The 26,304-nt window shown below is 48.0% G+C and carries 18 protein-coding genes; 9 read left to right on the plus strand and 9 right to left on the minus strand.

What is annotated here, in order from left to right; translation table 11 throughout:
- Positions 1-2 precede the first annotated feature (2 nt).
- From TREPR_RS17830 to glf, 9 genes are read right to left on the minus strand one after another with little or no spacing between them, the layout of a single operon-like run.
- On the minus strand, positions 3-2,039 hold the full coding sequence (locus tag TREPR_RS17830; protein ID WP_015707670.1) for a nucleotidyl transferase family protein: 2,037 nt from the start codon (positions 2,037-2,039) through the stop codon (positions 3-5).
- Between the two features lie 30 nt (positions 2,040-2,069).
- A complete protein-coding gene (locus TREPR_RS07385; protein WP_015707671.1) occupies positions 2,070-4,988 on the minus strand; it encodes a polysaccharide pyruvyl transferase family protein in 2,919 nt (972 codons plus the stop codon).
- Positions 4,981-6,765 carry a hypothetical protein gene (locus tag TREPR_RS07390; protein ID WP_015707672.1) on the minus strand — a complete coding sequence of 595 codons (1,785 nt, stop codon included), beginning with the start codon at positions 6,763-6,765 and terminating at the stop codon, positions 4,981-4,983. Before TREPR_RS07390 ends, TREPR_RS07385 begins: the two co-directional genes overlap by 8 nt.
- Positions 6,762-7,532, minus strand: a complete 771-nt coding sequence (locus TREPR_RS07395; RefSeq protein WP_015707673.1) for an ABC transporter ATP-binding protein — start codon at positions 7,530-7,532, stop codon at positions 6,762-6,764. Before TREPR_RS07395 ends, TREPR_RS07390 begins: the two co-directional genes overlap by 4 nt.
- On the minus strand, positions 7,533-8,309 hold the full coding sequence (locus TREPR_RS07400) for an ABC transporter permease (protein WP_015707674.1): 777 nt from the start codon (positions 8,307-8,309) through the stop codon (positions 7,533-7,535).
- 6 nt (positions 8,310-8,315) lie between these two features.
- Positions 8,316-9,905 (minus strand): glycosyltransferase, encoded by a 1,590-nt coding sequence (locus tag TREPR_RS07405; RefSeq protein WP_015707675.1) that lies wholly within the window; start codon positions 9,903-9,905, stop codon positions 8,316-8,318.
- A 6-nt stretch (positions 9,906-9,911) separates the two neighbouring features.
- Positions 9,912-10,670, minus strand: coding sequence for a glycosyltransferase family 2 protein (locus TREPR_RS07410; protein ID WP_015707676.1), 759 nt, complete (start codon positions 10,668-10,670; stop codon positions 9,912-9,914).
- Positions 10,671-10,680: 10 nt separating this feature from the next.
- On the minus strand, positions 10,681-11,661 hold the full coding sequence (locus TREPR_RS07415) for a glycosyltransferase (protein ID WP_015707677.1): 981 nt from the start codon (positions 11,659-11,661) through the stop codon (positions 10,681-10,683).
- Complete coding sequence (gene glf, locus TREPR_RS07420) at positions 11,658-12,773, minus strand: UDP-galactopyranose mutase (protein ID WP_015707678.1); 1,116 nt, start codon at positions 12,771-12,773, stop codon at positions 11,658-11,660. Before glf ends, TREPR_RS07415 begins: the two co-directional genes overlap by 4 nt.
- A 435-nt stretch (positions 12,774-13,208) precedes the next feature.
- Here glf and TREPR_RS07425 point away from each other — a divergent pair, with 435 nt between their 5' ends.
- The 9 genes from TREPR_RS07425 (at position 13,209) to TREPR_RS07460 (ending at position 26,263) form a co-directional block, all read left to right on the plus strand.
- Positions 13,209-13,403: a DNA-directed RNA polymerase subunit omega gene (locus tag TREPR_RS07425; RefSeq protein ID WP_015707679.1), complete on the plus strand. Its 195-nt coding sequence runs from the start codon at positions 13,209-13,211 to the stop codon at positions 13,401-13,403.
- Positions 13,404-13,436: 33 nt separating this feature from the next.
- The gene (gene miaA, locus TREPR_RS07430; RefSeq protein ID WP_015707680.1) at positions 13,437-14,435 is read left to right on the plus strand and encodes a tRNA (adenosine(37)-N6)-dimethylallyltransferase MiaA; all 999 of its coding nucleotides are present in this window, start codon (positions 13,437-13,439) and stop codon (positions 14,433-14,435) included.
- Between the two features lie 388 nt (positions 14,436-14,823).
- Complete coding sequence (locus tag TREPR_RS18910; protein WP_245534804.1) at positions 14,824-15,003, plus strand: hypothetical protein; 180 nt, start codon at positions 14,824-14,826, stop codon at positions 15,001-15,003.
- Between the two features lie 324 nt (positions 15,004-15,327).
- The gene (locus TREPR_RS07435) at positions 15,328-15,744 is read left to right on the plus strand and encodes an aspartyl protease family protein (protein ID WP_015707681.1); all 417 of its coding nucleotides are present in this window, start codon (positions 15,328-15,330) and stop codon (positions 15,742-15,744) included.
- A gap of 99 nt (positions 15,745-15,843) precedes the next feature.
- The gene (ileS, locus tag TREPR_RS07440; RefSeq protein WP_015707682.1) at positions 15,844-19,074 is read left to right on the plus strand and encodes an isoleucine--tRNA ligase; all 3,231 of its coding nucleotides are present in this window, start codon (positions 15,844-15,846) and stop codon (positions 19,072-19,074) included.
- Between the two features lie 2 nt (positions 19,075-19,076).
- A complete protein-coding gene (locus TREPR_RS07445; RefSeq protein WP_015707683.1) occupies positions 19,077-20,024 on the plus strand; it encodes a hypothetical protein in 948 nt (315 codons plus the stop codon).
- 17 nt (positions 20,025-20,041) lie between these two features.
- Entirely contained in the window at positions 20,042-20,332 is a 291-nt protein-coding gene (locus tag TREPR_RS07450) for an FmdB family zinc ribbon protein (RefSeq protein ID WP_015707684.1), read from the plus strand.
- 9 nt (positions 20,333-20,341) lie between these two features.
- Positions 20,342-20,650 (plus strand): zinc ribbon domain-containing protein, encoded by a 309-nt coding sequence (locus tag TREPR_RS07455; RefSeq protein ID WP_015707685.1) that lies wholly within the window; start codon positions 20,342-20,344, stop codon positions 20,648-20,650.
- A 63-nt stretch (positions 20,651-20,713) separates the two neighbouring features.
- On the plus strand, positions 20,714-26,263 hold the full coding sequence (locus tag TREPR_RS07460; protein WP_015707686.1) for an Ig-like domain-containing alpha-2-macroglobulin family protein: 5,550 nt from the start codon (positions 20,714-20,716) through the stop codon (positions 26,261-26,263).
- Positions 26,264-26,304 lie beyond the last annotated feature (41 nt).

The raw sequence follows: 26,304 nt of genomic DNA on the forward strand, positions 1-26,304 counted from the left end.
AGCTATCCGCCGTACTTTTCTTTCAAATATGACAGCGTCGTCTCTGGAACGATCTTGGAAATCTCCACAAAGTTCTTTTCTTCAAGCAGCCTCCGTACCCTTGATGCGCTGATTGCTACATCGCCAATTTCTTTTCTCTGAATTTCAACAAGACTTAAACCGTTTTCAGGAAAAATCTTATGCATAGTCTCGTTATACTGTTTTGTAACAGTATCGAATGGCTCTGTCCCTACAAATCTAGTTTTAATATTAAGAATTGGGGCAATCTCTTTTGAGAAGAAAATTACATCGCTTGACGGGTCGATTTTTACTTCCTGTAGTTTTTCCCTGTTATAATAACTGGAAAAAGTAAGCCGTGAACCTATGAACATACCGGAAGACAAAACAACAACATTTGGAAGGTCTTTGGTTCCCTCCTTTACCATTGCATACCTATCTTCATACTCCAAAAAAGTTTTGTTGTCTTTAACTACAAAAATATATAAGGTTGAAGCTCGTGCTGCAGCATATTCAACTAAATATCGATGCCCATAGGTGAATGGACCTGCCGTCATAACAATAGCCCCATTTTCACCCAAAGCTTTGTTGCGGTGTTCATACAAAACTTCTTTATATTCCTCAATCTGCTTTTCATACCCAGGGAATAATTTGTGTTTTACAGGGATATTCGTAGAGAATGCTGCCTTGCTCTGTAATACTGATTCCGGGATACCGAATAAATGTGGAAACGCAAACAGTGTGCCGGGAGGAAGGTTATTTTCTTTAGGTTCAGAGAAAAAATCGTTTTCTTCGAGGGTTTTATAGAGAGCATCCGCCATGGCGCGATTACCATTTTCATTCCAATGTCTTTTGTCTATAAAAACTTCACCATAAGGATGGGGACGTTGTAAGATTTGCGATAAATCTATCCAAAAATAGTGTTTTGATGGGGTAGCCTGGATTACAACAATGTCTCCTGGTTTTACGGGCAGTAAAAACAGTTGGCGAAAATAGTCCTCATGGCGCCCATGTATATAGCTGCCATAATTCTGTACAATGAAATGCCGCTCGGGAGCATGGCTATTTAGCAGCGTTTGCAATTGCGAAGGTATCGTACCACCGTCCGGCGCACCATGACCAAAAAAATTACATTGTCCAATAAAATAAACCGTTCGTTCTGAATTTTCAGGCTGCCCGATTGTTACCCGGTGACCATCTTTAATGTTTACATATTTCCCTTCCTTGTCATTGTAAATACGGAGATTATTATTGTCCAGATAAGAAGGAGGGGGCGTAATCATTTCAAGCACATCCGATGGAGTATAGGAAAACTCGTCATACGTGGATGTGTTAAATATACCATTTTTTAATCCTACAGTAAATTCCAACCCTGCCTTACTTCTCTTGAAAATATTATTTTCATTTTCTGTTCTATTTTTTTGTGGAAATATCGGCGCATGAAATGTGAGTAGGTGAACATCGGGATGGAGAGATGTAAAGAGGAGGAGCGGTTTTTCAGAAAAGAAATAAGAATGTATGATTTGTATCAATGATGGCAACTGTACAATCCGTGCCTTTGATCCTTTTAGCTCTTTCTCAACATCCAAATCAACATCCGGTTTGATGATAAAGACCACGTCTACATCTTTTAGATCGATTGTACTGAGCGCATCTGAAACAAAGCTGCCAAAATCAATCTCATTTTGATAATTGATTATAAAAGGAATTTTAGAATAGGCACGCATTGTTGTCCTTTCGTCAATACGAAACGATAAAGCAATCGGTTCCATCAAAGGCCAATATTGCTTTTCTGTATAAAGTACGACATTTTTATATCCTTTTTCAACGCACCATTGTGTGGCGGTATAACCTGCCGCATATAGCTCATGGATTTGGGAAAGCCGTTTTTGCATAATATAGTTCGGTATATGGGCTGGAGAGAAATTATGTTGTTTTTTGTCTATATTTACCGATATTGACTTTTTTCTCTGTATATTCCGAATTTTTAGAATTCCGTATGGTATAAAAGCTTTGATAATCTTCTTTAATGTGATTTTCAACTTAATCTCCTTTTAATTTTCCTTTGGCGGCTATATCTTTACTACGCCGAAAAATACCTCAAAGAACAACGGTTCATTTATCTCGGAGGACACAAACAACGACAATTGTGCTTCAAACTCTTCCTTTGTTTTGGCAGAAAGATATTTAAAACCGAGTGATTTTACCCAACCCTCAGCGGCCGTTTCGTGTGCCTGGGTAACGCCGGGACTACGATGATGCCGGAGTAATCCGGCTCCTCCATCGTTGTTGAGGAGTATGCGGATATTTCCTGTAATATTTTTATTCCAAAGACTGTTCATATCATAGAAAAATGATAAATCTCCAACAAGCAGAAAACAAAGACGCGATGGCTCAGTTACCGCAGCTTGTCCCATAAAAGTGGACACACAGCCATCTATGCCATTTGTCCCCATGTTGCAGAACACCTCAACGCTGGGATGAAGCGCATATCTTTGGGACATCATAAATGTATTGCCAACCGCGAGGTGAAGTGTCGAATTTGGCGGGATACGTTTCATAGTTTCGTTTAGTGTAAAGTCTGTAAAGTAATTTGTTGGATTTTTAATATCTAGCTGATCAATGCTTTTTTTAATCAACGAAAAATATTCATTGGTATTTTTAATATTTCCCGCATGTTCGGCAAAATACTTAAAGAAATAATTATCTGAACACTCAAAAACCGCGGTGAGCTTACGATAGGGATCAACAATAGCTCCATCCTCGGACACACGCCATATATCTACATTTTGGGGCGCTCCACGTAACCTATCACCGGTAGGATTATTCATAACCTGCTTGTCACCTATGGATATTACCAGATCTGGTGACATGGTTTGATTGAATTCTTCTTGAGTGCAATGATTGAATAGGAGATAGGTATGGAGGCTTTTCTCAGAATGATAATTTGAAAGGTGATCGGTTGTTATTACGCAGTTATATTTTTTTACAAACACATCAATGTTATTGCGTAATTCCGGAGAAGGCGGAAGATATTGCCCAACGACAATCAGTACCCGTTTTTTACCGTGCAAAACCGTTATATAATCGTCCCATATTTTTGAGCCGCTTTCAAGCGTAATCCGCTGAATAATTCGTAATGGCGGAAGTTTCAATGTTGTCAAATCAGTCGGCGGCATACGTTCAATATAATTTATTGGCACATTTATCTGAACAGGCCCTTTGGAATGATGGGTTGCCTCTAAGATTGCCTCCGATGTCAGCAGCCTTGTTTCCCATTTACCAAAATAATCGCCATTAATAGGAAGGGTTACACTTTTTTTGCAGACCGCGCCGTACATACCCGGTTGTGGGATTGTTTGGTCTTCCATTTGCCCGAGAAAACACGGGTATCTATCGGCGGTAATCGCAATGAGTGGCACATGCTGATAGAACGCTTCAGTTATTGCGCTTAGGTAATTTGACGCGGCGGTACCTGAAGTACAGCACATTCCAACCGGCTGTTTTCCTAATTTGATCGACAGCCCAAGCGCAAAGAATCCAGCGCTGCGTTCATCTGTCACATGATATATTTTAAAAAAGTCATTATTTGCCTCGAATAGCCGGACAAGGGAAACATTGCGCGTGCCGGAAGAAATCACAATATGTTTTATGTTGTATGTTTTGCACAGTGACACTACAATTCGACAACGCTCAATATCAGGATGTATTATGGTGTCCACTGTTTTGCCTATAGATTTGGCCGGCGGCATCTTGTCATTTGGTTTTGGCTGTATTGGCTCATTTTTATTTAAATCCCGAATTTTTAAAATCCCGTATGGTATAAAAGCTTTGACAATTTTCTTGGGTGTAATATTTAATTTACCTCCCTCCGATGGTGGTGTAAACAGCGTCTTTTTTATCCACTTCAGGGAATATCTTTTTGGAGGTAATGCATTCTTTAGCCAATCAAGAGATTTTTTACGTTCTTCTTTTAACACGGAATTTATTTTTTCATAGTCAAGCGCTTCGAAAAGCTTTTCATTTCCTATGATAGTTTCGGCGTCGGTTGTGAATCGTTCTTTGTTTTCTATCATTTCAAAAAGAGAGTCAAACCGTGACATACCCCGCATTTTGTTCCCTATAGTTACAAAGGGCTTGTTGAAAAGCAGGGCAAAAACAGTTCCATGAAAAGAGTCGGTTATAACAAAGTTTGCGTTGAGGTATAAATATACAAAATCTTCACTTTCTACGTCTTCCGCTATGCCATCTAAATCAAGCGCTTTTTTATTCCCTTCAAATTTCCATGGCAACCCGTCAAGAATATGTATCAACTTCAATCCCAAATGCTCTGCTATATAGAGCATTGCCCTGCGTTTTTCGGGTGTGGGGTCCAAAATGTATGATAAAACATAGGGTTTCTTTTCGCGTAACAAAGATTTTTCAGCAAGTTTTTCATACAGTTTTTTTCCGCATAACAATATGGGGTCTAAAACCTGTGTTGCCTTAACATCGTAAATGTCCCTGCATAAACGAACACCGCTCTTTTCTCTGACAGAAATGGCGTTAAAACATTTCATATAGCCGCTGATATTTTTACGTTCTTCCGGCGGGGCGAAATCAACCGAATGTCCAAAAGAAGTGGAATAAGAAATTTTATGCTTGGTATTGTATGCAAAATCTAAATAATAGGCTTTGCCGAAATTTTTACTGATCCCGTAATTCCACAGTTGGTCAGAACCCACAATAAATGCGTCGCATAAATCGTTGAGTTCAGAAATATCTGATAAGGTATAATATTTGCTTATATTATAATGCATCCGTGCAAAACGCATGCTAAAGGTGTCCCCACGTTCCGGATCCGTTAGGGAAGCATTGATTTTTGAAATCATCAGCACTGAAAACCCCAGGGATTTCAAGGTTTCATGCAAACCATAATAGGTCAAAACACCGCCATAATTACAGCTGTGCCATAGACCAAGTACCCCAATGTCATATTTCTTTTTATTCATGGTTTAACTCTAAATACTTTTCCCAGAACTCGAATGAGGTCAATTCCTTATGCGCTTTGGTATATTCTTTTTTTAAATCATCAAAACGCGCTTTGATCTGCTTCATCCGTGCTTTGAATTCTTTTTCAAACACTATCATGCGTTTACGGTCATATTTTCTGATACAATATTTTCCGGTTAACAAATTGTATACTTTTACTGTTTTAACAAGCATAAAGTTATCCATCGGCGGGTACCACTCAAGGGCATTGGATTCTTTTTCCCAGAGGAATTGCGGGCAATATTTGCCATGCCTTGTCAACTTAAATACTATCTTACGTTTTTTCCTTGGTGGATAATAGGTTTTAGCGTATTCAATTTCACGTATTTCGGCATCAAAATATTCTGGTTTTTTTACCATGCTTTGTAATTCTTTGTGTAGCAGTTCAGGATTTTGTTTGAGCATTTGCGGCCCCGCAAGAACGTCATCAAGCGCCCTAAATAATAAATCGATATCATTATAATTATATGTTTTCAGTAAAAAATAAAAAACATCTGTCAAGAATTTTTTATAGGTGTTCTTAAAATCATCAATATAAATTGACCAAACAATAAAAACATTTCTGTGATGATAATATCGGTCTGTCAGCGGAGGAACCTTCCACATAAAAGGCTCATGCCAAACACAAATACCGTTCAATGCGATATGGTGCTTTCCCTGATGCCGCCAGCCCCATTCCACATCATCGCATCTAATAAAGAATGGGAGGGGCAATCCTTTTTCATGAATAAAGGAGACCGGGAAGCAATTATACCACCATCCGGAAAACACCTTTTTTTCAGAAAATAATTTGTCTTGTACTGTATTGATTTTTAGGATATTTTCCAGCCTGAGAACATCCATCCCTGAATACACACCCTTAACCCAATCTCCCTTTTGAAATGCAAGGGCCTCAAATAACCAATGCTTCGAAACCATTTCCATCATGGCACCGCTAATAAAGGCATCACGGTATTCTTCGCGTAAATAATTTGAAACAATCAATGTGCGGAAATAAGATTCCGGTAAAACATCAATATCATCATCCATCAGAAGGATTCTGGTATACCCCGCATTTGATTTTACCGCTTCCATCATTCCCCGTGTAAAGCCGCCGGCGCCGCCGGCATTCATATTGGGCAAAATATCTGTATGAGCATAACGTTTACCGGCATCCAAAGTTCTTCCGTTGTCAATGACAAATAGATGTATTTTATCGCGCAGTGCTTCGTTTTCTGTTAAAAAATTTTCAAATTTGCCGATGTTATTTAAAATATATTCTTCCCGCTTGAAGGTACATGAAACAATGGCAAGTTTGTTTTCAGTTCCAGGCGTCTTATCGGTGCACCATTGTATTGAATTAATAGCAAAAGGTTCAGTTGATTTTTTGTAAATAGTGAACCAAATACCATCATAGTTTTTTGCATCAGGAATTGATACTTGTTCACTATCGGTATCAATATATGTATCGAGTAAAATACTGTCCAATGATGTGCCAAAAGCATGATTTTGATTTGTGCCCATAATCTGTAATTGATAAGCGCCGGTAATGTTAAGTCTAAGATAAATTTCGCCCAAATCGCAGTAGGCGTACCATTTCTTTGCTCCGAATAAATTCATCCATGTGTTAAATTGATAGACATCGCCTTGTTCCAAATTACCAAGATCCTTATGGTGCCAATAAAAAAGCCCCTTATAGTGAAGAAAATTTGGTGGAGGTAATACCACATTTGAAAGCGGGTACAGTTTCTTTATCACTTTTGACGACTCCATATGTTCTTAAGATGGGTCCCTAGCATATACTTCAGATATTCGGTATGAACTTCTTTTGGTGGGCCCTGCATAGCAATAATGCCATCATTTATCCAGTAGGTGCGGTTACAGAATGCCTCTATGGTTCCCAAACCGTGTGCAACTATTGCAATGGTCATGCCTGCCTCCTGCAATTCGTGCATTTTTTTGATACATTTTGCAGAAAACGCGGCATCCCCCACTGCCAAAACTTCATCTGCCAATAAAATATCCGCATCGACATTGATAGCTATGGCAAACGCAAGGCGAACATACATACCGGAAGAATAGGTCCGCACAGGATTGTCCAAATAATTGCTAAGTTCGGAAAAGTCGATAATATCCTGTAGTCGTGCGTCTGTTTCTTGTTTTGAGAGTCCAAAAATTGAGGCATTTATATAGATATTCTCCCTGCCGGTCATATCCGGATGGAATCCGGCGCCCATCTCGAGCAGACTTGATATGCGGCCAACCATTTCGATGTTTCCCTGGTCGGGATACATAATTCTTGTCATGAGTTTAAGGAGCGTGCTTTTTCCGGCGCCGTTTTTCCCGATTATTCCAATAGATTCACCTTTTTTTGTTTCAAGCGAAACACCCTTCAACACCCACCTATCCTCATAATAATTTCTGTTCCTAAATAGAAGACGTTCCTTTAGTGTTTTGCCTTTGTCGAAGTACACTTTGTATTTTTTATATACATTGTCAACTTTTATTATTGTATCGTCCGCCATCTATAATTCCTCCGCAAAATATTTTTTTAGCCTTTGAAAAACGAATATGCCGATGCATAAACAAACCACACTCACCGCAAAAGCGTGGACGAGAGTCAGCCAATCGGGAATTTTTCCTCTATAGAGAATATCCCGATAGACTTCGACTATGGGAGTCATGGGATTCAGGATATACCATTTTTGATATTTTTTAGGCACATTTTCAATGGAATAGAATAGCGGCGTGAGAAACATCCACAGCATTGAGACTGTACTTAGAATATATTGCACATCCCGGAAGTATACGGTAATTGCGGAGGTGATAAAGGTTATGGCAAGGGCAAGTAAGTATTCAATTATCATGATGAGTGGCAAATAGAGCATGGCGACCGGATTTATGGGGACGCCGGAAATAAACACCACCGCAAACACAATTACAAAACAGTATAGCATATTGATGAAATTGGTAGTTACAAATGCGATGGGCAGCACTTCCCGGGGGAAGTATATTTTTTTTACCATGCCGCCATTCGCGATGATGACGGCACAGCCGCTGTGTAGTGCCATTGAAAAAAATGTCCATGGGATAAAAGCAACAAATAAAAACACACTAAAATTCGGAATGTTCGTACGTCTGATTGTGGAAAATACGAAGGTATAGACAACGAACTGTAAGAACGGATTAATGAAGGTCCATAGGAACCCCAGCACTGACCCCTTATACCGCCCACGTAACTCGCGGTGTATAATACCAGCAAGCATATATCGATAATTGTAAATTTCTTTTAAAGTATTCATTAGGGCTTATTTATCCTCCATTAGTTGGCGCGGGATATCCAGGTGTTGGCACCAAAAATCCAGGCTGGAAATTTCTTCCTGTCGTTTCCGAAAGGAACGGGCCGCTGCAGGATAGTTTTGAATCATTTTTACCGTCATGGATGTCAAATCCCGAAAGGTTTTACGGATACTCTTTTTTACCGTTCCGGAAGATATGGCCAGTAAATCCCTGTGTAAAAGCTCTTCATCGATGGTCAGAAAAAAATCTATTCCCTGCAAAAAATCTTCATAAGCTTTATTTATAAAATTAATAGCCATATACTGCCGGCGGAGGGATAACTTTATTGTGCCATAAACAAATTTTAACCAGTGGATAAACAAACCGGCACGGGGGCAGTGCAAAACATCTACAATCATGTGATTACGCCTGACATAATAAGACATTACGGGCCTGTTGTATTTGCTGTCAAAATCCGGATGCCAAATTCCTATGCCGTTCATGAGCGCCAATCTTTTAACAGTTCTTAGACCGTAGTCCACATCATCGCTATTAATAAACAAAGGCAGGGGCAGCTTATACTGATCTACCACAGAGAGGGGCATACACATATACCACCACCCCTGATAATCTATTTTTTCCTCAACTTCATTTTCAAGGACAGAATCAATGCTTCTTAAATCCAGATTATGCTTGACAGACACACATTTCCCCCGCCAAACACCGCCGGCTTCATGCTGAAGGAAAGGCAAATCCAAGCGCAGCATACTGGCGCCAATACATAAATCCTTATGTTCCGGCCGGATTACCCGGAGAAAAGATACGGTTTTTGCCAGGGTTTCTGCGTCAAATATAATATCATCATCCATGAGCAGAAAATGGGTGAACTCGTCCTTCCGTTTATGGGCTTCAATAATGCCCCGGGTAAATCCTCCGCTGCCGCCATAGTTTTTATTGGGAAATACCTGAATACGGTTCTTATCCCAGCGGTCTTCCGGTATAGTTTTTCCGTTATCAATAATAAAAAATTTTATGCGGCCGGCAATAAAATAAAGATCGGCGTTCTGAAATATATACCGTTCTGCCATCTCCATATTACGGTAAAGGAAGGCTTCGCGCTTATAGGTGCAGATAATAACCGCTGCTTTTACATTATTGGGCGGCTCCATATCTTCCGATGCATAATACGCACCGGAAAGAACTGCTCCGTCGGATATGGCCCTTACTTCTATATAATAAAAACCTATGGTCCTGTCCATAGAAAAATCATTGCCAAGACGAACTTCTTCAAATGATTCTGTATGGATATCCTTCGATGCCAGTACTTCCCTGTGTATCCTACGGCCCTGTCTGCGTACCGCCAAAAGACGGATACTAACTTCACCTTTTAAACGCAGGACCGCTGCAACAGTGCTTACGGTGGTATAGGCCAGATATTTTGAATAGGAAAAACAATTAAAATAGGTGTCAAAAGAAAGGACCGTTCCTTTTTTTATCTCCAGTCCTTCGCTGCTGAAGGCTACTCTCCCTAGCTCCCCGCCTGCTGCATAGGCACGGTAATATAATTCTTGTTCTTGACAAATTCCTTCATTTGGCCATCTAAAATTAAATAACTTCAATATTTTTTACCAATTTAATTTTACAATACCCTGTAAACCCCAATACAATGTATTAAAAATACTACGCACATAACTTAATCCCAGGTATTGGTGGTAAAAACTAAATTGTTTTTTTATCAATTTAGTTTTTACCCCTGTGGTTGATGAGCCAATAAGCCGATACTTTGCCAACACTTCCGGGTTACCATAGGCAATGCCGGAAAATTTTAAAATATCTAACCAATATGCATAATCATCCCGGATACTTTTTAATTCTTCCCGCAGATAAACTTTTCCGTATTTTGTTGTATCATATAAGCCGGTTAAACATTGAATATAATTGGTTGATAACATTTTTTTATAGGTTATAAACGGGCGGGCCATTACAGGATTTAAGAATTCCTTTGAGTACTCATTTATTCTCCCACAGGATGCATAGACAAGCACAGCATTATTTTTCTTTAGAAAATCAATTTGGCTTTCAAGAAAATTCGGTTCCCATAAATCATCCGCATCCAATAACGCAATATACTGTCCATTGGCATGGCGAATACCGTTATTCCGTGCGGATGCGGAACCCATATTGGCCTGTTGTAATAAAAGGAACCTTGGATCACTGGATATAACACTATTTATTACTTCAATACTTTTATCGGTAGATCCGTCATCGATGATGATCATCTCCCAATTTGTATACCTTTGATTACGCACAGATTCGATGGTTTCACCAATGTATTTGGATCCATTGTATATTGGAGTAATTATACTTACTAATTTATCAACCATAATGAATTATCTAAAGGTATTTTAAATGACGGGTAAAATCATTATTAAATGCATCTGCGACCGATTGCAGATACAATTTATATCCATCCATATCAAAATTTTTAGTAATTAAAAATAACCATGTATACATAAAGAATTTCAACGCAATTTTTATTTTTTTGTCATAGTGAAGGTAAATGTAGGTATGGTTCCGTATTAAACATACCATTCGCAGTTTTGATTCTGAATAAGGAACATGAAAGAAACCGCACATAATTGGCACCAGGGGAAGTTTTTTCGCCGGGTGATAAAACAGTGCATCCATTGCGGTTACCGGATCAATATGGTGTTTCTTGCATCTCCAATAATGCTCATATTCATCTCCCCAGATAAAAAAATCCTTGTTTACATATCCAACGGAATCAATACAAAATTTTGATAACAAAGCGCCATTAAAGGGATACACATAGTTCATAATGGCACCCCATGATCGTTTTAATTCATCATAATATATTGTTTTTCCCCTGTTACGCTTTATGGTTGGCCAGGACAGTTCAGTGTGGTTTTCAATGTTTATACTAACCGGCATGGCATAGTCATAGTGCTCTGTCAGGGACTCTGTTAAGGATAATTGTTTTTCCAAACAATCTTCAGATGGATACCCATCATCATCCATGAGCCAGAAATACTCACTATTTAATACTTCATTCGCAATTTTTAGCCCCGTGTAGAATCCGCCTGAGCCACCGGTATTGGTTTCCTTGTATTCATAATAAATATCCGCATTATTTATGCCCGGCAGCACCATCAAGTCGTCTATTAATAGTGTAGGTATCTTACCATCACCGGATTGATACAATTCCCGGTACATAAAATTAAAAGTATCTGCAGAAGCGTTATCAACCACAAGTATAGAAGTAACTTTGTGTGTCTGAGCCAAGATCGCCTTTATGCAGCGAAGTAATTCTGCCTTGCGATTATAGGTAACTATAACTGCGGTAATCGCACTCATAGGTCCAGTTCTTTTTCCGCCGCCTCTAAAGACGCGAGGATAGCCTGATCCATATCGTAGTAAGCGTATTTTGCAAGGCGGCCGAGAAAAATAGTCCCCCGATCACGGGTCTCTGCCTTTGCTGCTTCGGCATACCGGCCATACAGGGCTTGGTTTGCAGCATCATTCACGGGGTAATAGGGTTCCATCCCCGGCTGCCATTCCAGGGAATATTCCTTGGTTACCACGGTCTTGGGCTGTGTGCCATATACAAAATGCTTGTGCTCAATGCTGCGGGTATAGGGAGTCTGGGCATCGGTGTAATTTACCACTCCTACCCCCTGGTGGTTTTCTTCGTCAAGAACTTCGTGTTCAAACCGAAGGCTCCGGTAGTGGAGCTGCCCAAGGGCATACTCAAAATAGGCGTCTATCATGCCGGTATACACCGCTTTTTTTGCAAGGGCTTTAAACCCCTGCTTATCCGTAAGGAAATCAGTATCAAGCCTGATCTCTGTCCCGGATAAAAGCTTTGCGATCAATGTGGTGTAGCCCAAGGAGGGGATTCCTTGGAAGCGGCTGGTAAAATAGTTATTATCAAAAGTAAAGCGCAGGGGCAGCCGTTTGATGATGAAGGCGGGCAATTCCGTGCAGGGCCGGTTCCACTGCTTTTCTGTATAGCCCCGGATCAACTTCTCATAAATATCATGGCCCACCAAGCTGAGGGCCTGCTCCTTAAGGTTGGCGGGCTCCCGGTCGTAGTGTACCCTTTGGGATTCCAGTTTTGCCTTTGCCTCCGCTGGGGTCTTGGTTCCCCAGAGGGCGTAGAAGGTATTCATGTTAAAGGGCAGGTTAAAAAGCGCGCCTTCAAAATTTGCTACCGGGCTGTTGATATAGCGGTTAAATTCCGTGAGGGAGTTTACGTATCCCCAGACCCGTTCATTATCGGTATGGAAGATGTGGGCGCCGTAACAATGGACGGCAATGCCTTCCCTCATTTCGGTGTATACATTACCCCCGAGGTGTGGACGTTTTTCCAGCACCAGACAGCGCTTACCTCTTTTAGTTGCCTCATGGGCAAATACGGCTCCGGAAAGGCCGCTGCCAACAATAAGGTAATCATAGGATGATGACATAACACTTCCTTTCGGGGATGGGATCTGATAATTAGGACAAAAAAAAGCCTTTTCCGGAAAATATCCGGAAAAAACGCATAGAAAAAGTTAGAAACATTTAACAGAGCCTAGGTGGCCGAAACACACTCTAAGATATCCAAATGTTTATTTATAATGCTTATTTTATAAATAAGACATTATATCATAATTTAATACAAAAGGAAAAGGTGGGATTCGAGCTAGAACAGGGCGAGGGCATATAAATTAAGGGGAAAACGCAAGCGAATCCGGTTCGGAAGCAAAGGAGGAATGGAGCAGGAGCTGTTCAAAAATCATTGGGGCCTGTGGGCCTGGAACATTTTGAGGTAAATTCCCTTTAATTTTCCTTTTTTATATGCCCTCGCCCTGTATTAGCCCCCTTTACAGAGTGCTCAGAAGTTACTATGATAGTATATCATGATATTTCCCCTAGAAGAACTGATTGAATACGATGGCAATATGTACGGGATCACCTCCGCAGCCTCCCGGCGTTCCTACCAGCTTTCCATGTTGAAGGACCCGGAAATTGAGGATAATGAAGGCAAGGTCGTATCCCTGGCGGCCCGTCAAGTCTTCACCAAGCAGATCGATTTCCGGCTGGAATCCGAATAAGAGCCTCTCATCGGCATTGCCGGAGAACCTTAGGTGACCCTAACCCCCATTCCGGTTTTGCTTCTTTTTGGCCCTACCGCCTCCGGTAAAACCGAAATCCTGGAAAAACTCTTTACCGGGGATCGGTTTTCCGGGGAAGTGGTTTCCGCCGACTCCATGCAGGTTTACCGGGGCATGGACATCGGTACTGCCAAGCCTTCTCCGGATCTGCTTGCCCGGCTGCCCCATCACTTAATTGATATACTCAACCCCAATGAACAGTTCAATGTTGGTGAATTTGTCCGTTTGGCGGACTGCGCTTGCCAAGACATCGCCCACCGGGGCAAGCTTCCGGTGGTTTCCGGGGGGACCGGGTTCTACCTCCGCAACTTTGTCCTGGGCTTAAGCGAGGCCCCCCCTTCGGACCTTTTGATCCGGCAAACCCTGGCAAAAGAACTTGAGACCCGGGGCGCCCCCTCGCTTATGGAAGATCTAGCCGCCTGTGATCCGGTCAGCGCTGCCCGTATCCACATCAACGACCATTACCGGCTCCTGCGGGCCCTGGAAGTGTTCCGTACCACCGGCCGCCCCTTAAGCTCCTACGCCCAATCCGGTGCTGTTTCGGAATTTGCCGGCGCCAGTGAAGCCCCGGCCCGGCCTTCCTACCGTTTCCTCATCCTGGGCCTGGACCGCCCCCGGGCTGAGGTCTACCGCCGTATAAATGAGCGCTGTGCCCTCATGTTTCAGCACGGCCTGCCGGAAGAAGTTCGGCGCCTCCATGAGGCAGGCTACGGCCCGGGTGATCCCGGCATGAAGGCCATAGGGTACCAGGAATTTTTTGTGAAAGATGATCCCGGGACTTGGCAGCTTTCAAAGGACCTTGGGGTGGTGGAAACCCTGGTAGCCCGGAACAGCCGCCATTATGCCAAACGGCAGTACACCTTTTTTGCATCAATCCCGAATGTTAAGTGGATATCCATGGCCGATGATCCGGTGGGGGACATACGGCGGGAACTGAAGAATATAGGGTATGAGGTCACGACATCTTTTTAGTATATGACCAAAGTAAAAGGGATGGGAAAGAAGAAGGCGATAGTGGTGATAGCAATAGACAATGAAAGTAAAACTGCGTATAAAAAATACCTGGATCTAATCAAGGATCAGTAAAAATGCCAATCCCTGAAGGCTGGCGACATGCTTTTCCTAGCGGGTTCCTTCCCTTGTTTCTCCCCTGATGGGCGGAATCCGCAGCACTAAGCCGGGTACAATGAGATTGGGGTTATCCGGTTCCGGAAGGGTACTTTTATTGGCTTCATAGAGAACCGGCCATTGGGCGCCTTCGGCGTAGACAAAGGGTAGGCGGGCAATGTTGGCCAGGGTGTCCCGGCGCTTGACTACATAGAAGGCCGGGAACTGGTTTTCTTCCGGGGAAGCAGCCGGAGTGGGGGCTTCCGTTGCCCCGGCCTCCGGGTTCGGAGCCGGCGGTTCGGGCTTGTCGGCAATCAGTGTTGATGCGGCAGCTTGCTCTGGGGTGATCGCTTCCGCTGCGGCAAGCTGCTCTACTCTGATCGCCTCCGCAGCCGCAAGCCGCTCCCCGGCAAGGCGCCTTCCAGGGCAATGAAGTCTACCTGTTCCGCCGCCTCCGCCCCAATCCCCAGGGAAAAGGCGGTGATAAAATTACACTAACCGTATATGCCGCACCGTCCGCCTGGGCGCGCTGGCATCCGCTTCAACTGTTATTTGTGCCATCGGGCTTTCATGAGATTGGGCGTCCACCCCGTAAAGGGTAAGCGTATAGGAGCCGCAGAAGAAGGAGGCAAAAACGGTGCCTGATACTCTTTTCCAAGACTAATGCATTTTGCCGCATCGCGGGTGCAGGGGGAAGTCCGGCCGTTGGCCTGGGGTTCTCCGGTATGGTATAATAATTTTAATGGAGCGAGGCAAAATGGTGGGAACTGTGTATGAACTAATCACCCTGAAAAATCTGGGTGATATAACGAGATGTGGAGATGGGCTTATCAAGGAAACGGAAATCCGGCAAATGACGGTCCGGTGTGTGGTTGATACCGGCGCGGGGACCCTGGTAATCAGCGAAGCAGTGCAGAAAGAACTGGGTCTGCGGACGGAACACCTGCACGAATCTACTCTGGCAAATGGGGAAAATGTGGTCTGCAAAATAGCCGAGACCGTAAGGGTATACTGGAAGGATCGCTACATGACCTGTGATCCCTGGGTACTCCCCGGCGCATCGGAGGTGCTCCTGGGCGCTATCCCCCTAGAAAACATGGACCTTATGGTGGACCCGAAAAGGCTGCAATTGGTTGGCGTCCATGGTGACCAACCTTTGGGGATGATCTACTAAACGGAACGGAGGCTGGTTGGCGTCCAGGGCCGTATCTGGTAAGCCGGTACTGGAAAAAGAATCCCCTTTTATGGCATACTAAGCCATCGGAGGGGTGCGGTGTATCAAGCGGTTGATCCTAAGGTAAGTTTTCCCAAACTGGAAGAAGAAATCCTCTCTTTTTGGGAGAAAAACGACATTTTCAAGAAATCCGTTTCCCAGCGGGACGGGGCAACAGAGTACGTCTTCTACGATGGCCCCCCCTTTGCCACGGGGATGCCCCATTTCGGCCACTTTGTACCCAGTACCATCAAAGACATTATCCCCCGCTACCAGGCCATGAAGGGCAAAAAGGTAGAGCGCCGCTTCGGCTGGGACTGCCACGGGCTGCCGGTAGAAAACCTCATCGAAAAAGAGCTGGGCCTCAATTCCAAGACTGATATCGAAAAGTTCGGGGTGGCGGAATTTAACGAAGCCTGCCGAGCTTCGGTGCTGCGCTATGTGGATGAATGGCGGAATGTGATCACCCGCCTAGGCCGCTGGGTGGACTTTGACCACGACTATAAGACCATGGACGCGGACTATATGGAGACCATCTGGTGGGTCATGAAGTCTCTCTGGGAAAAGGGCCTCCTCTACGAAGGCCACTATATCCTGCCCTATTGCCCCCGCTGTTCCACGGTACTTTCCAACCACGAACTCAACCTGGGGGGCTACAAGGACGTCCACGATCCGGCCATCACGGTGCGCTTTAAGGTGACCGGTATCACTCCGGCGAGTCCCGCCTCGGCCCAGACAGGCCTGAACGGCCTGGCTGATGGCGCCACCTATCTTCTGGCCTGGACCACCACCCCCTGGACCCTGCCTTCAAACCTGGCCCTGACCCTGGGGCCGGACATCGACTATGTGCTGGTCCAGGACGCCGGTGATGTGCTTCCCGCCCACCCCCAGCGCTACATCCTGGCGGAGGCTCGCTTGTCGGCCTACTACAAAAGCCCGGATGAATACACGATTATTTGGAAGCAGAAAGGCGCGGACCTTATCGGCATCAAATACGAACCCTTGTTCCCTTACTTTAAGGAAGCTGCGGAGCAGAACGCCTTCCGGACCTATCCCGGGGACTTTGTGTCCACCAGTGATGGTACCGGCATAGTCCACACCGCCCCTGGTTTCGGCGAAGACGACGCCCGGGTGCTCAAGGGCACCGGGGTCCCGGTTATCTGCCCCATCGACGCGGAGTGCAGGTTTACTGCGGAGGTGAGCGACTATCAGGGAATCTTTGTGAAGGATGCGGACAAGCCCATCATGGATAGGCTCAAGGCCGAGGGGAAACTGGTAAAGCGGGAGCAGATACTCCACGCCTACCCCCACTGCTGGCGCTGCGGCCACCCCCTGATCTATCGCGCCGTGGGCTCCTGGTTTGTCAATGTAGAAAAGATCAAGCAGGATATGCTGGACGCCAACAATCAGATTTACTGGGTGCCCGAGCACATCAAGGCCGGCCGTTTCGGGAAGTGGCTGGAAGGCGCCCGGGACTGGGCTATCAGCCGGAATCGCTATTGGGGGAACCCCCTGCCCATCTGGAAGTGCCCTGACTGCGGCAAGACTATCTGCGTGGGGAGTAGGGCGGAACTCAAGGAACTTTCCGGGGTGGAAGCCACAGATTTACATAAGCACTTTGTTGACAAGATTTCTATTCCCTGCAAGGCCGCGCCGGGCGGGAGCAAGGATTGTGGGGGCACCATGACCCGGATCCCCGAAGTGTTGGACTGCTGGTTTGAATCCGGGGCCATGCCCTATGGGCAGAATCACTATCCTTTTGAGAACAAAGAATTTTTTGACAGCCATTTTCCGGCGGACTTTATCAACGAAGGCCTGGACCAGACCCGGGGCTGGTTTTATACCCTCACCATCCTTGCGGCGGCGCTTTTCAAAAAGCCCGCCTTCAATAATTGCATAGTCTCAGGATTGGTGCTGGCTTCGGACGGCAAGAAAATGAGCAAGAGCCTGAAAAATTACACCGACCCCATGGAGGTGGTGAACAGTTTTGGTGCCGACGCCCTCAGGCTTTTCCTGATCCACTCGGCGGTGGTGAAGGCCGACGATCTCCGGTACAGCGATGAAGGGGTCCGGGATGTGATGAAGAGCATACTCATCCCCCTCTGGAACGCCTACAGTTTTTATGTTACCTACGCTAATATTGACAAGGCGGATCCCGCCGGGGCTCCCGAGAATCCCTCCAACCCCCTGGACAAGTGGATCCTTTCTGCGGCCGAGTCCCTGACCGAAAAAGTGGGGGCCGCCCTGGACGCCTACGATCTTTCCCGGGCGGTGGACCCGATCCTGGAATTTATCGACCTCCTCAACAACTGGTACATACGCCGCTCCCGCCGCCGCTTCTGGCGCAGCGAGAACGATTCTGACAAAGCTGAAGCCTACAGCGCCCTTTACGATGTGCTGAAAACCCTGATTACTGTTGCTGCGCCCTTCATGCCCTTTACCACCGACGCTATCTGGCAAAACCTCCGCCGGGAGGGGGAGAGCGAGTCAGTTCACCTGGCGGACTACCCCCTGGCCCGGGAAAGCCGGCGGGACCGGGATCTGGAGTTCCGGATGGCGGCGGTACAGCACGCGGTTTCCATGGGCCGGTCCCTCCGCTCCCAGTACAACATCAAGGTGCGCCAGCCCCTGCGGACTGTGGAACTGGTCACCCGGAACCCGGATGAAAAGAAGGTGCTCCTGGAAATGGAGGAGATCATCCGGGAGGAGCTGAACGTAAAGTCCGTGATCTTCCGGAACAACGAGGAAGACCTGGTGGAGTACCAGGCCAAGGCCAATTTCCGGGTCCTGGGCAAAGAGCTGGGGAAGGACATGAAGGCCGCCGCCTCCCGTATTGAAGCCCTCAGCCAGGCGGAGATCCAAGGCCTCCTGGAAGGGGCCACTCTTTCCATTGACGTGGCGGTCTCTTCGGGTACATCCTTAACCGTGGAGATTACCGCTGAAAAGCTCGACATACGGCGTATCGAAAAAGCCAATCTCCGGGTGCTGAACGAGGGGACCCTGACCGTGGGGCTGGATACGGTGGTGAGCGAAGAGCTTTCCCGGGAAGGGGATGTGCGGGACCTGGTCCGGGGTGTGCAGAACCTCAGAAAAGATACGGGGCTTGAGGTAACGGACCGTATCGGGATCACCCTTTTTGGATCCGACCGGCTCAAGGCTGCCTGGGAGTCCTTTGCGGGTTATGTGGCTGCCGAAACCCTGGCGAAATCCGTGGACTGGGGCCAGGCAGAAGGCCAGACCCCGGTAGACGCCGGGGATGAACAGTGGCTGGTAAGTTTGAGGAAGGTATAATTATGAAAATTCGTCGTTTTTGTATAATTTCGCTGTCCTCTTTTTTTGTACTCTTGGTCGTCGCTTCCTGTGCCTCTTCCCCCAAAGGGCAAGGCCCCGGGCAGAGCCTGGGCCAGTCCGACACGGATTTTGCTTCCCTGCCTACCGGAGGGCTGGTTTACTTTTTGATAGATGTAAACAAGGCCAGGCCCATCATGAACCATATTTCTCTGGGGGGCCTTAATGGAAAGCAGGCCCAAAGTATTCTGAAAAAAGTAAACTATATCTCCGGAGCCATGTTTCCTGCCGGCGCTCCCCAGCGTATTATAGCCCATGCCTGGAGGCTGAAGGGCAATCTCCCCGGCGGGGCAGGCTTGTCTTTCAGTTCCCGTTGGAAGAAAACCGGCGCCCGGGGCAAAACCTACTGGCATTCCGACAAGGACGGCCTTTCGGTGGCCCTTAAAAAGGGTGACGCCTATGTGTCGGACAAGAATCCCTTCCCTGACACCCCTCCCATAGCAGTGCCGGATAAATTGGCGGATCTTCGCTTTGAGGCGGTGCTGCTGGGATGGCTGGAGGATGCGGGTTCCCAGATTAACCGTTTCCTTTCCACCACCGGATTACCCATGCAGATTCCCACCCAGCAGGTCTTCTTTGCGGTCTCGGAGTCCCAAACTGCGGATGATGATGATGCCCCTTCCTCTGGCCCAGGGCCCCTATACCGGATTGCCATCCGGGTGGAAACCCAATCCGAATCCCAGGCCAAGGCCCTGGCGACCCTTCTGTCCTATGTCCGTGTCTTTACCGAAACCCCCAATCTCAACATGGAGGAGGGGTTCCTGGAAATCCTCAAGCCTTTACTGGCTAATCCTCCCAGCCAGGAGGGTACGGATCTCTGGTTACGAACCGGTGCCATGAACGCTGAAAGGGTAGCTTTACTTTTTAGCGGATTTTCAGTATACTCAAGATAAAACAAAAGGAATCACCCATGCCTACTTATGAATATGAATGCAAAAGCTGCGGCCACTCATTTGAAGCCGTTCAGAGCATGAAAGATGAAGCTCTTAAGGAATGCCCCCTCTGTGGAAAGGAAATACGCCGGGTGATCAACGGCGGAACCGGTATTATCTTTAAGGGTTCGGGTTTTTATGTTACCGACAATTCCCAAAAGGGCAGCGGCAAATCCTCCCGCCCCAAGGAGACCAAAGCTGCTGAGCCAGCCGCTTGCGCGGCCTGTGCCCAGGCGGCTGGTTGTGGCGCCCAGGCAGTAAACTCCTAGCGGTCCCCCATGGCCGCTCATTTCTTTTGTGAAAATTGCGGCGCCGAGGTCAAACGGGATTCCAAAAATTGCCCGAAATGCGGCCGCTCTTTTGCCAGCATACTCTGCCCCGCCTGCGGTTTTGTGGGTGAGGAGGCCCTTTTTGCCGGGGGCTGTCCGGTCTGCGGTTATACCGCCCCGGCCCAGGGCGCCCCAAAAAATCATCCCGGTAAAACCCTGCCCCAAAAATTCTCCGCTGGCGCCCTGCCCGGCTGGGCCTATGCCCTGGCGGTCCTGGTCTTTGCGGCAGTCGCGGCATTGCTGCTGTTTTCGCAGTGAAGGTGGAAATTTGCCCGAAACCACAAAATCCGGTTATGATATAAAGGTCCTTCCGGAGGGTCCATGAAAAAATCATCGTTTCTTATGCTCATATTTCCACTGACAGCACTTTTAACCGGTATCCTCCTATCCTGTTCAGAGAAGCCCGCCCCCGCGCCGGACCCGGCCCTCGTCGCCGCCCATACCGGGGGCATCATACGCAGTACCGATCCCATCGAAGTGGTGTTCACTAAAGAACAGGACAGCTCGACGGCCTTTTCCCCGGAAAACTTCCGTCTGAAACCCCAGGCGCGGGGAACCCTGTCCTGGAAAAACGGCTCCACCCTCACTTTTACCCCTGAGGCGCCCCTGAAGCCCGGGACCCATTACCAGGTTACGGTGGACGGGAAAGCCCTGGGGATGAAGCCCTTTGGCTTTAGCTTTGAAACCCAGGTTCCCACGATAGAACTTGTGCTTGATCCGCTGTTTATCGATTCTGCAGGGGATGCCCGGGTCACAGGAAAGCTGTTTGTTTCTGAGCCAAGTGATACTTCCCAAATAGAAAAAATCCTGAGCTCCGCTGATTTGGGGCTGCCTTCATGGTCCCACGAAAACGAAACCCACCGTTTTTCTTTTATGCCTGTCAGGCGCCTTGATGCGGATCGCACAGTAACGGTAAGCTGGACCGGTAGTCCCATAGGTGCCCGGGAAAAAGGCTCCGCTGCCATTACTGTTCCTGCAAGGAACCTTTTTAAGGTAATGGAACTGCGCCATGACAAGGGTGTGCTGGAACTGGTTTTTTCTTCTCCGGTAAAGCAGTACCAGGACTTACGGGGCTTTGTGTCCCTGTCGGGGGATACCAATGTCCGCTATTCTCTGGAAGGCAATGTGATACGGATCTTTGGCCCCCGGGAGGGAACCGTTACCCCGGGGATGGAACTTCTTGTCCAGGACCTGGAGGATATCAACGGCCTTCCCCTGGCAGAGCCGGTGCGCTACACCGTGCCCAGCACCTGGGAATTGCCTGAGCTCCGGTTCGCCGGCACCGGGAACATACTTCCCTCAAGCCAGGGAACTTCCATAGTCATTGAAACCCGGAACCTTTCGGGCCTCATGGTGGAGGCCTTCCTGATCCCTGCTGACAATATGATTCAGTTCTTCCAGGTAAATGAAATTGAGGGCGAACAGGAACTCTACCGGGTGGGGGAGAGCCAGTGGGCCACATCCGTTGATTTGCCCTGGAAGGATTCGGATCAGAACCGCTGGGTCCGTCATGGCCTGGACCTTTCGGAGCTTTCCCGGAAATACCCCGACGGAATGTTCCGCATACGGCTCAGTTTCCGGAAACGGCACATCAAGTACGAATGCCCTGAAACCCACGGGGATTTTTCCAATCTCCCCTTCCCGGACGAGTCCTTCCCGGCCTATGCCAACGGCGGCGAAAATTACTGGGATTTTATAAATAATTCAGGTTATTCCTGGTATGACTGGTCTCAGCAGCGCAAGGACCCCTGTCATCCGGCCTATTACCTTTCCTACTACGATCACAATATTATTGTAGGCCGCAATGTGCTTGTTTCGGATCTGGGGCTGCTGGCAAAAAAAGGCCTGGACGGGACATACCTTATAGCTGCAAACAACCTTAAAACTGCCCACCCCATGGCAAACACGGATATTGAGGCCCTCAATTTTCAAGGACGCCTCCTGGCCCGGTTTAAGACCGGCTCCGACGGTCTTGTGTCCATGGACAGTTTTATTGCCCAGCCGGGCGCAGGACCCGCTCAGTCGGCATCCGGCGGAACTCCCTATTTTCTCGTTGCCAAAAACGGCCCGGCCCGGGCTTTCCTCAAGCTCAACGATTCTCTGGCCCTGGCAACAAGCCACTTCGACGTTGCCGGGGATGCTCCGGTGGAGGGCTTGCGGGGGCTCATCTATGGTGAGCGTGGAGTGTGGAGGCCCGGGGACGATATCTTTCTCACCTTCCTCCTCTCGGACCCCGCCGCAACACTACCTGCGGATCATCCTGTGTCCTTTGAGCTTGAAGATCCCCGTGGTCGCTTAAGCTTTCAACAGACCTATAGCTCTTCTGTGGACGGCTTCTATCCCATTGCTGCCTCTACCGCCGCGGATGCACTTACCGGAGACTGGATTGCCCGGGTGCGGGTCGGGGGCGCTGTTTTTACCCGGAATATCAAGGTGGAAACGGTGATGCCCAATCGGCTTAAGGTGGATTTGGATTTTGGTCCCAAAGACTATATTGACGGGTTAAAAAACAACATTACCCTGGAGGCGGCCTGGCTTTACGGCGCCCCGGCTCCGGGGCTTAAGGCAGATATCTCGGTTTCTTTTACAGACAGGGAAACCAGCTTCAATACTTACACTGAGTATTCATTCAGAGATCCTTCGCGTAGTGTTTCTGTGGAGCGGCAGACTGTTTTTGAAGGTACCCTGGACAATGCCGGGAGGGCGTCCTTTGACATGGAGTTGAAACCAGGACCGGCCATTCCGGGAAAATTGTCGGCCCGTTTTTTAACCCGGGTTTTTGAACCCTCAGGGGTTTTTTCATCGGAACAGATAAGCAGGGACGTCTCTCCTTACAAACGTTATGTGGGACTCAAGCTTCCCCGGGGAAATGGGGCTATGCTTTCAACCGATACCGAACACCAGGCGGATATCGTGGTACTGGATGGGGATGGCAGACCGGTAAAAGACGCAGTAAGCCTGGACTGTTCTATTTATAAACTTAATTGGCGTTGGTGGTGGGAACAGGGAGATGGTGAACGGGCTGAATTTTCTTCCGACCTTTCCCGCACCCCGGTTGCCCAGGGAACCATCATCAGCTCCGGAGGCAAAGCTGCCTGGAATTTTCGGGTAAAGAGTCCTGACTGGGGCCGCTACCTGGTGGTAGTCCAGGATACCCAGGGCGGACATTCCGCCTCTTCAATCGTATACATAGACTGGCCCGGATCGCCAAGCCGGGATCAGGAAGGCGGACAGGGGGCCGCAGCAATGCTGACCCTTAGCGCCGGAAAATCCGCCTACAGCCCGGGCGAAAAAATTTCCGTCAGCTTCCCTTCCAACAAGGAAGCTGCTGCATTGGCGGTGGTGGAGAAGGGCGGGAAAATACTCAGGAGCGAATGGATCACCTGTTCTGATTTTCTTACAGAGTATGAATTTTCCGCTGACCCTTCCATGGTTCCCAATATCTATGTGCACGTAATATTACTACAGCCCCATCTCCAAACCCAAAACGATCTCCCCCTGCGGCTCTATGGCATAATCCCGGTAAGCGTGGATGATCCCCGCACCAGGATTACACCCCGGATAGAGGCTCCTGAGACTTGGCTGCCTGAATCCGCTGTTTCTTTCACGGTCTCCGAAGCTTCGGGCCGGCCCATGGTATATACCGTGGCGGTGGTTGACCAGGGGCTTTTGGGGCTTACCCGGTATACCCTGCCCAATCCCCGGAACACTTTTTATGCTAAGGAAGCCTCCTTCCTCAAATCCTGGGACCTTTTTTCGGATGTCCTGGGGGCCTACTCGGGGCAGCTTGAAACCCTTTTGGCCATAGGGGGTGGGGATGACGAAGTACTTGAGGGCAGCAAGGAAACCCAGCGCTTTAAGCCGGTGGTTCGTTTCTTTGGCCCCTATGAGTTGAAGGCCGGGGAACAGCGGCCCGAAACCTTTGAGCTTCCCCCTTATACCGGGGCCCTGCGTATCATGGTGATGGCAGCCTCTTCCTCAAAAGAGTCTCCTGAATCCCGGCAGCCCAATAAATCTGCCCGGGCCTACGGCGTCGCAGAAAAATCCGTGAAGGTCGCTTCGGATCTGATGGTCTTTGGTACCATTCCCCGGCTGCTTTCCCCGGGGGATGAGGCGGAGATCCCTGTATCGGTGAATTCCTACGCCCCTGGGGCGAGGACTGTAACGATAAAGCTCGCCGCACCCGGCGCAGAGCTGAGCGATGGGGGAACACAATCGGTGTTCTTTGATATACCCGGAGAGAAGTTGATCCATTTCAAGCTGCGCTCTCCGGACCTGAGCGGACAAGTCCGTATCAGTATTACTGCTGAATCACCGGGTCTCAGGACCGCCAGCCATATAACAGACCTGTGGATACGATCTACCGTCATTCCGGTTACCAAATCTGCTTTGAGTCTTATCCCACCGGGTGAAATATGGCAGGGCGCCTTGGAATTCCCCGGCAGGACAGGCACTAATACCGGGATGGCGGAATTTTCCCGGTTTCCGCCCATAAACCTGGAATCCCGGCTCCAGTATCTTATAGCCTATCCCCACGGCTGTATAGAACAAACCGTCAGCGCTGTTTTTCCCCAGCTCTACCTGGACAGAATTCTTACCCTGGATGAAAAACAAACCGCAGATATACGTACAAATATCACTGCGGGGATAGAAAAGCTGCGGGGCTTCCAGGTTCCGGGAGGCGGCTTTTCCTACTGGCCCGGTGAAGAGTCAGCCCATGATTGGGGCAGTACCTGGGCCGGGCATTTCCTCATAGAGGCTAAGCGGGCGGGTTATAGGGTGAGTGATGATATGCTGAACCAATTCTTCCACTTTCAGAAAGACCGGGCCGCATTGTGGGCCGCCAATGACGGTAACCCTTTGTCACAGGCCTACCGGCTCTATACCCTGGCCCTGGCTTCCGAGGCGGACCTAGGTTCCATGAACCGGCTTCGGGAACGGCGGGACCTGAACCCTCAGGCGGCATGGCGGCTGGCCACAGCCTACTGGTACGCAGGGCAGCGGGACATAGCCCGTTCCATGATCAGGCAGCTTGATCCGGTGGCACCTGAATACCGGGAACTGAGCGGAACCTTCGGTTCAGAACTGCGGGATAAAGCCATGATCCTGGAAACCCTGATCCTCCTGGGGGAAAGCGCCCGTACCCGGCCCCTCTTTGAAGAACTGGCCGGGGCCATGTCAGGCGAACACTGGCTTTCTACCCAGGAAACCGCCTATGCCCTGATCGCCATGGCCCCCTACATGGGAGAAGCCGACAATGTAAAAAGCAGTATTACTGCGGATATTAGCCTGTCCGATCAAAACCGTTCCGTTAGTTTTACTACACCTGTTATCCGGCTCGATCTGGGAAACATGGCCGGGACTTCCGGGACCTATAGGGTACAGAACCGTTCTGCCTCTCCGCTGTATGCGCGGATAACTGTTACCGGTTTACCCGAAGAAGGCCTGGAGTCTGCCCTGTCCGAGGGGCTTTCTATGACCGTGGAGTACCGGAATATGCAGGGCCAGGCTATTGATCCGGATACCCTGAAACCCGGAGATGATATGGAAGTTCGCCTCCGGGTTAGAAATTCTTACGCCCAGGATGTACCGGAAATAGCTTTAGTACACCCCATCCCCGCGTCCTGGGAGCTTATCAACTACCGTCTTGCCGGCGCCCCAGGGGATAACTCTCCGGCTTCAACATATAAATATCAGGACATCCGGGACGATAGGGTGATGACCTACTTTGATCTGGCCCGTGGCGCAGAACAGACCGTGATTTTTCGGGTGAACAAAACGTATGGGGGAACCTACTTCCGTCCGGCGATTCATGCCTATGCTATGTACGATGAGTCAATCAGGGCATTGATACCCGGGGTGAGGAAATAGTTTCACCCATGCGCCGCCTCTTGTTTTGGTCCGGACTTACG

The sequence above is a fragment of the Treponema primitia ZAS-2 genome (genome assembly GCF_000214375.1).
Classification (GTDB): Bacteria; Spirochaetota; Spirochaetia; order Treponematales; family Breznakiellaceae; genus Termitinema; species Termitinema primitia.